General features: G+C 67.3%; 6 protein-coding genes. All 6 read right to left on the reverse strand.

What is annotated here, in order from left to right:
- Genes MVA01S_RS27855 through MVA01S_RS27880 form a run of 6 tightly spaced genes read right to left on the reverse strand, consistent with a single transcriptional unit; the run spans window position 1 to window position 6291 of the window.
- Entirely contained in the window at window positions 1-1239 is a 1239-nt protein-coding gene (locus MVA01S_RS27855) for an acyl-CoA dehydrogenase family protein (protein WP_003928970.1), read from the reverse strand.
- 43 nt (window positions 1240-1282) lie between these two features.
- A complete protein-coding gene (locus tag MVA01S_RS27860; protein WP_003928969.1) occupies window positions 1283-1900 on the reverse strand; it encodes a TetR/AcrR family transcriptional regulator in 618 nt (205 codons plus the stop codon).
- A gap of 5 nt (window positions 1901-1905) precedes the next feature.
- Window positions 1906-2811 (reverse strand): hydroxymethylglutaryl-CoA lyase, encoded by a 906-nt coding sequence (locus MVA01S_RS27865; protein ID WP_003928968.1) that lies wholly within the window; start codon window positions 2809-2811, stop codon window positions 1906-1908.
- A complete protein-coding gene (locus tag MVA01S_RS27870; RefSeq protein ID WP_003928967.1) occupies window positions 2808-4010 on the reverse strand; it encodes a CaiB/BaiF CoA transferase family protein in 1203 nt (400 codons plus the stop codon). The genes MVA01S_RS27865 and MVA01S_RS27870 overlap by 4 nt, the downstream gene beginning before the upstream one ends.
- Window positions 4007-5185, reverse strand: a complete 1179-nt coding sequence (locus MVA01S_RS27875; protein ID WP_003928966.1) for an alpha/beta hydrolase family protein — start codon at window positions 5183-5185, stop codon at window positions 4007-4009. Before MVA01S_RS27875 ends, MVA01S_RS27870 begins: the two co-directional genes overlap by 4 nt.
- Before the next feature lie 2 nt (window positions 5186-5187).
- Window positions 5188-6291 carry a homogentisate 1,2-dioxygenase gene (locus MVA01S_RS27880; protein WP_003928965.1) on the reverse strand — a complete coding sequence of 368 codons (1104 nt, stop codon included), beginning with the start codon at window positions 6289-6291 and terminating at the stop codon, window positions 5188-5190.
- Between the last annotated feature and the right edge of the window lie 99 nt (window positions 6292-6390).

The raw sequence follows: 6390 nt of genomic DNA on the forward strand, positions 1-6390 counted from the left end.
TCATCGCCGGCCGAACCCGAAGAGTCGCTGCGCCACCCTCCTGATCTGAATCTCCTCCGCGCCCTCGGTGATCCGGTAGCGGCGGTGGTGCCGGTAGATGTGTTCGAACGGCTCGTGCCTGCTGTAGCCGACCCCGCCGAACACCTGCATCGCCCGGTCGGCGGCCTCGCACACCAGGCGGTTGGCCCGGTAGTTGGCCATCGACACCTTGTCCGAAACCTCCATGTGGTGGTTGCGGTCCAGTTCGGACGCGGCGTAGCGCACCAGCAGACGCACCATCTGTGCCTCGGTCTGCAGCTCCACCAGGGGCCACTGGACGGCCTGATGGGTGGCGAGCGGTTTGCCGAACACCTTGCGGTCGTTGGCGTAGGCCACGGCGCGGTCGATGCAGTACTGCGCGGCGCCCAGGCTGCTGGCGGCCTGCCGGATCCTGTTCTCGTGCAGGAACGTCTGCCCGACGTCCAAGCCGTGGTCCACCTCGCCCAGCACCGCGTTCGAGGGCACCCGCACGTTCTCCAGCAGCACCTCGCCGTGGTCGGTGGGCATGTTGAACGTCCACCAGTAGTACGGCACCGAGAAGCCCGGGGCATCGGTGGGCACCAGGAACGCGGTGATCCCGCGTGCCTGGCCGGCCTCACCGGAGGTGCGGGCGAACACCAGGTCGTGCGTGGCGCGATGCACTCCGGTGTTGAAGCGTTTGGCGCCGTTGATGATCCAGTCATCACCGTCGGGCACGGCGGTGGTCTCCAGCCAGGTGGCGTCCGACCCGTGATTGGGTTCGGTCAGCCCGAACGCCATCGACCGCTCACCCGTGATCAGCGCGTCGGTCCACTCGCGCTTCTGCTCGTCGGTGCCGAAGCGGTCCATCATGATCACCTGCGGGAAGTTGCCGACGATCGACGACTCGTCCTGCAGGTCGTTGTGCAGTCCCAGACCCTTGTGGGCCAGGTGCTCCCGGATCACCGCCATGTCAAGGTTGCTGCCGTCCCGGCCGCCGAACTGCGACGGCAGGCCGTACCGCAGCCAGCCCGCCGCATCGGCGCGCCTGCGCATCTCGTCGAGCAGATCCTCCCACTCACGCCGGGGGACGCCGTCGTTGTCCCAGTCGGTGCGGGCGTGCTCGCGGCGCTGGTCGAAATACTGGATGTGCTCGCGCTCCAGCGGTTTGATCTCGGCTTCGATGAACGCATCCATCTCGGCGAGCAGTCCGGGCAGATGATCGGGCAGGTTGAAGTCCACCGGTTCTCCTTTGAACGTGGTCGTGGTCAATCTCGGTCGAGCATCAATGTCCGTACAGCGTCTTCTTCCAGATGCGTGACAGCGTGGCGATCGCGGCTTCGTCGTCGATGTCGACGCCGAGGCCGGAGCCGCCGACGAACACGGTGGTGAAGTTCTCGAACAGCAACGCGATTGCTGCCGCGGTGTGGTCGGGATGCAGTTCCCCACCGTAACCCTGTTCCTGGGCCCGGCGGACCGAAGCGGCGACGATGTCCATGCCGAAACGCCGGAACTCGTTCTGGACCGCTGCGAATCGTGGTTGGGTGGCGGCCAGTTGCGCCACGGCGATCATGATGCCGATGTTCTGTTTGAACATCGTCCAGTAACCGGTCACCACGGTGTTGAAGAAGGCGTCGTCGTCCGGTGATTCGGGCAGCGGGACGGTCAGGCCCGACGGTGCGACGACGTCGTGCAGGAACGACTGCGCCAGCGCGGCGAGCAGATCCTCCTTGTCCGTGAAGTACCGGTAGAACACCGCCGGTGACTTACCCGCGGCCGACGTGATGTCGGTGAGCGTGGTTCCGTGAAAGCCGCGCTCGGCGAACAGCTTCCGGGCGGCCTGCTCGATCGCGCCGCGGGTCTGACGGCCCTTGGCGCTCAGTGCGGCGGATCCCGGCGCCACGGTGGCTAGCCCAGAATCCGGTCACCGGCGCGCAGCAGCGAACTCGGCAGCTCGTGGCCCACCGCGCTCTGCGCCACCCGCGCGGCGGCGATGGCCGCGTCCAGATCCACGTCGACGCCGATGCCGCTGTCGCGCAGCAGATACACCAGGTCCTCGGTGGCGATGTTGCCGCTGGCGCCGGGCGCGAACGGGCAGCCGCCGAGTCCGCCGACCGACGCGTCCAGCCGGGTGACCCCGGCGGTCACCGCGGCGTAGGCACTCGCCAGCCCGGCCCCCCTGGTGTTGTGGAAATGCGCGCCCAGCGGCAAACCGCCTACCGTGGACCGGATCAGCGTTACCAGCTCGGTGACCCGGCGCGGTGTCGTGGTGCCGATCGTGTCGGCGATGGCCAGCCGGTCGACGCCTGCGTCGACGGCCGCGCGGACGATGTCGAGCACCCGCTGCGGCGCCGTGGGGCCGTCGAACGGGCAGTCCCAGGCCGTCGCGACGATGACCTCGACGGACGCCCCGCTGTCGTGGGCGATCGTCACGATCTCCGGAATCTGCGCGGTCGCCTCGGCCGAGGACCGTCCGACGTTGGCGCGGCTGTGCCCGTCGGCCGCCGAGACCACGTACTCGATGGAGCGCAGTCCCGCGGCGATCGCGCGTTTGGCGCCGTTCGGACTGGCCACCAACGCGGAGAACTCGATGCCGGGGAAGTTGTGCAGCTCGGCGGCCAGCGCGGCCGCGTCGGCCAGCGCGGGCACCTTCGACGGCGACACGAACGCCGTCGCCTCCATCTCCCGAACCCCGGTGGCGGCGATGGCGGCAAGAAGTTCGAGCTTGGCGGACAACGGGATCGGATCCTCGATCTGCAATCCGTCGCGCATCGACACGTCACGGATGTCGACGTGTGCGGGTAATTCGGTCACAGCACACCCTCCTCTCTGAGCGTGTCCAGCTCGGCTTCGGTCCTGCCGAGCAATCCGCGGTAGACCTCGTCGTTGTGCTGGCCGGGCCGCGCCGAACCGGCGCGCCGGATGGTGCCGGGCGTCTCCGAGAGCACCGGAACGACCCCGGGCCCCTTGACGTTTCGTTCGATACGCTCGTCCCAGTGGTCGGCGATCATGCCGCGCGCCTGCAGTTGGGGATCACGGACGACCTCGGCGACCGTGTTGATGGGTCCGCTGATCACCCCGGCCTCCGACAGCGTGGAGATGACGTCGGCCGGCTGGCGCGCAGCCGCCCATGCGCCGATGATCTCGTCGAGTTCGTCCTGATTGCGCCCGCGCGCAACATGGTTGGCGAACCTCTCGTCGGTCGCCAGCTCCGGCTGGCCCATCGCCGCGCACAACCGGCGGAACACGGTGTCCTGGTTGGCGGCGATCACCACCCAGCTGCCGTCCGCGGTCGGATAGATGTTCGACGGTGCGATGCCCTCCAGCCGGGTCCCGGACGGCCCGCGCACCACGCCGCCGATGTCGTAGTCGGGGATGGTGGATTCCTGTACCGCCAGGCATGATTCGGTCAGCGCAGCGTCGACGATCTGGCCTTCACCGGTGACCGAGCGGCGATACAGCGCCGCGAGCGCCCCCTGCGCGGCGAACATCCCGGCCAGGCTGTCGCCCAGCGACAGCGCAAGTCGCGGGGGAGGGCCGCCCGGAAATCCGTTCATGTGCCGGAGGCCGCTGGCCGCCTCGGCCACCGACGCGTATCCGGCCTTGTGCGCGTCCGGGCCGGTCTGGCCGTAGCCCGAGACCCGCACCAGAATGATGCCGCGATTGCGTTCGCGCAACGTGTCGTAGCCCAGTCCCCACTTCTCCAGCGTGCCCGGCCGGAAGTTCTCGACGATCACGTCGCTCCGTTCGACCAGGTCGAGAAACAGGTCACGCCCCTGCGGGACGCGCAGGTTCAGAGTGACGGCTTTCTTGTTGCGCGCGTGCACCGTCCAGAAGAAGTGGTGCCCGTCGAGTTCGGCCTGACCCCAGGTGCGCAGCGGGTCCGGGGCTCCCGGGGGTTCGATCTTGATGACCTCGGCGCCCATGTCGCCGAGCAGTCGGCCCGCGAACGGACCCGAGATCAGCGTGCCGACCTCGATCACCCGGATGCCGTCGAGCGGGCCCGTGGTCATCGGGTGCCCACGAAGTCGTGACGCTCCAGCCAGTCGGTGACGATGCCGACCGCTGCGCGCAGCTTGTCGCGCTGATCGGGTCCCGCGTAATAGTGGTTGGCACCGGGGATCTCGTGCATCTCCTTGTCGGGATGCCCGATCGCCTCGAACAACCGGCGGGTATGGCTGGGTGTGCAGGCGTCGTCGGCGAGGTTGCCGATCACCAGCGCCGGCACGGCGATGTCCGGGCCGGCCTTGAGCGCATCGCCGTTGGCGTCGTCGTAGCTCCATTGCGACAGCCAGCTGCGCAACGTGCAGAACCGGGCCAGGCCGACCGGGCTCATGTTCACGACTTGAGGATCGCCCAGGTAGCAGGTGCCGGGGGTGCGCTCGTTCGGATCGACAGTCGGATCCAGCCAGCGCGGGTCGGCCATGGTGCCGTGCACCACGAACGCGTACTCGTCGTCGGGGCGTCCGGCAGCCTTGAGCTCGGCGAGTTTCTCCTTGACCCACTTGGTGATCCGCCGATTACGGGCGATCTGAGCTTGGTGGTAGCGCTCCAGGAACTCGGGCGCATACGGCGGCTGGTTGGGGTTGTCCGGGTTGTACAGATCCAGCTCGGGGTCCCGCTGGGTCGGGTCGGTCTCGTCAAGGATGGAGGCGTCCATCCACTCGGTCATCGTGCCGTGCCTGCTGATGTGCGCGGCGAGCAACATGATGCCGTCCGCGGGGATCAGGCCCAGCTCTGTGAGATCGGGCCCGTCCCCGGACGGGCTGGCCGTCACCGTGGGTTTCTGGGCCTGCTGCTGGTAGAAAGCCGACAGTGAGCCGCCGCCGCTCCACCCGGCGAGGACGACCTTCGAGTAACCGAGCCGGTTCTTGGCGTCCTTGATGCACTCGCCGAGGTCCTCGACGACCTTCTCCATCAACAGCGCGGAGTCGGTGCCCCGGAACCGACTGTTGCAGTAGATGACGTGATGTCCGGCGCGGGCCAGCGCGTTGATCATCGGCAGGTAGGCGCCACCGCCGATCGGGTGCATGAACACCAGCACGGTATCGGACTGCACGGTCTTCGGTTTGAGCAGGTAGCTCTCCAGCACCACCAACTCGGCGACACCGCCGTAGACGTCACGCACGCCCGAATTGTTCTGATAGGCAACCAGATAGGGGATGCGGTCGTACTCGTACTTCGTCATACTCAGTGCTGCCCCAGGTCGTTGGCGAGAATCTCGGCGGACGGCACCAGCCGGCGCCGGGTGTCGACGGCGATGACCGACCAGTCCACCCGGTCGTAGTCGTCGAACTTGCGCCGCGCGCGTTCGCGGGCCTTCTCCGGTGCTCCGTGGTGCACCCCCTGCGGTGCGTGCGAGACCAGCCCGGGTGGCATCGGGATGCCGTACAGGGAACCGTCGTGGAAGAACGCGATCTCGTCGTAGTCGACGTTGCGGTGATACCACGGTGTGCGTTCGGTGCCCGGGACCATCTCGGCCGGCTTCGGCAGGAAATTCATCACGTAGACGCCGGTGGCCTGCATAAACAGATGCACGGTGGGCGGCAGATGCACGCTCTCGGACGTGATGACCGTGTAGTCGTCGATGTTGAAGGTGAACGGGAAGTTGTCGCCCCGCCAGCCTTCGACGTCCAGTGGATGGTGTTGGTAGAAGAGGCTTGTCGGTCCACCCTCATGAATCAGCCGCACCTCGTACTCTCCGTCTCTCTGCGGACCGTCGCCGGTGTCGAGGGGCTGGGGTTCGGGGATCACCGCCTGGGCCGGATCGAACGGGAAGTGCCTGCCCAGGGTTCCCGCGGGTGGGACGCGGAACTCGTCGGTGGCCTGGATCATCAGCAGCGTGGTCTCGGTGGCCGGGATCTGCCGCCAGGTGCACGCCTTGGGAATGTAGATCCAGTCACCCTGGCGGTAGTCGAGCGGCCCGAACTCGGTTTCCAGTGAGCCGGCGCCGCGATGGACGAAGGAGAGCAGATCGCCGTCGACGTGCCGGACGAAGAACGGCATCTCCTCGGTGCGCCGGGACAGCAGCACCTGGCAGTCGGCGTTGGAGAACATCAACAACGGACCGCCGTGGGCATCGGTGGCGTCGCTGGGCTTGAGCTCGCTGCTCAGGACGTCGGTGGGGCGCAGCGGGCCGACGGTCCGGTATGCGGTGGGGTCGTTGCGCCGGTACATGTTCGCCGTGCGCCCGACGAACCCGCCGCGGCCGAGCTCGTCATCCTTGAGGCCGTCCAGGTCGGCGTGAATCCGCTTGGGAGTTCTGCCTTTTCGAAGGTGCACGAACGATTCCACCGCGATCTCCTCGACTAGAAGTAAAAGTGACTTTAGTTTTATGTCACAGTCGGGTCAATGGGTTGACCGGCACCACTTTTTTGTCGGACCTTCGAACTA

The organism is Mycolicibacterium vaccae NBRC 14118 = CIP 105934, assembly GCF_001552715.1.
GTDB lineage: Bacteria > Actinomycetota > Actinomycetes > Mycobacteriales > Mycobacteriaceae > Mycobacterium > Mycobacterium vaccae.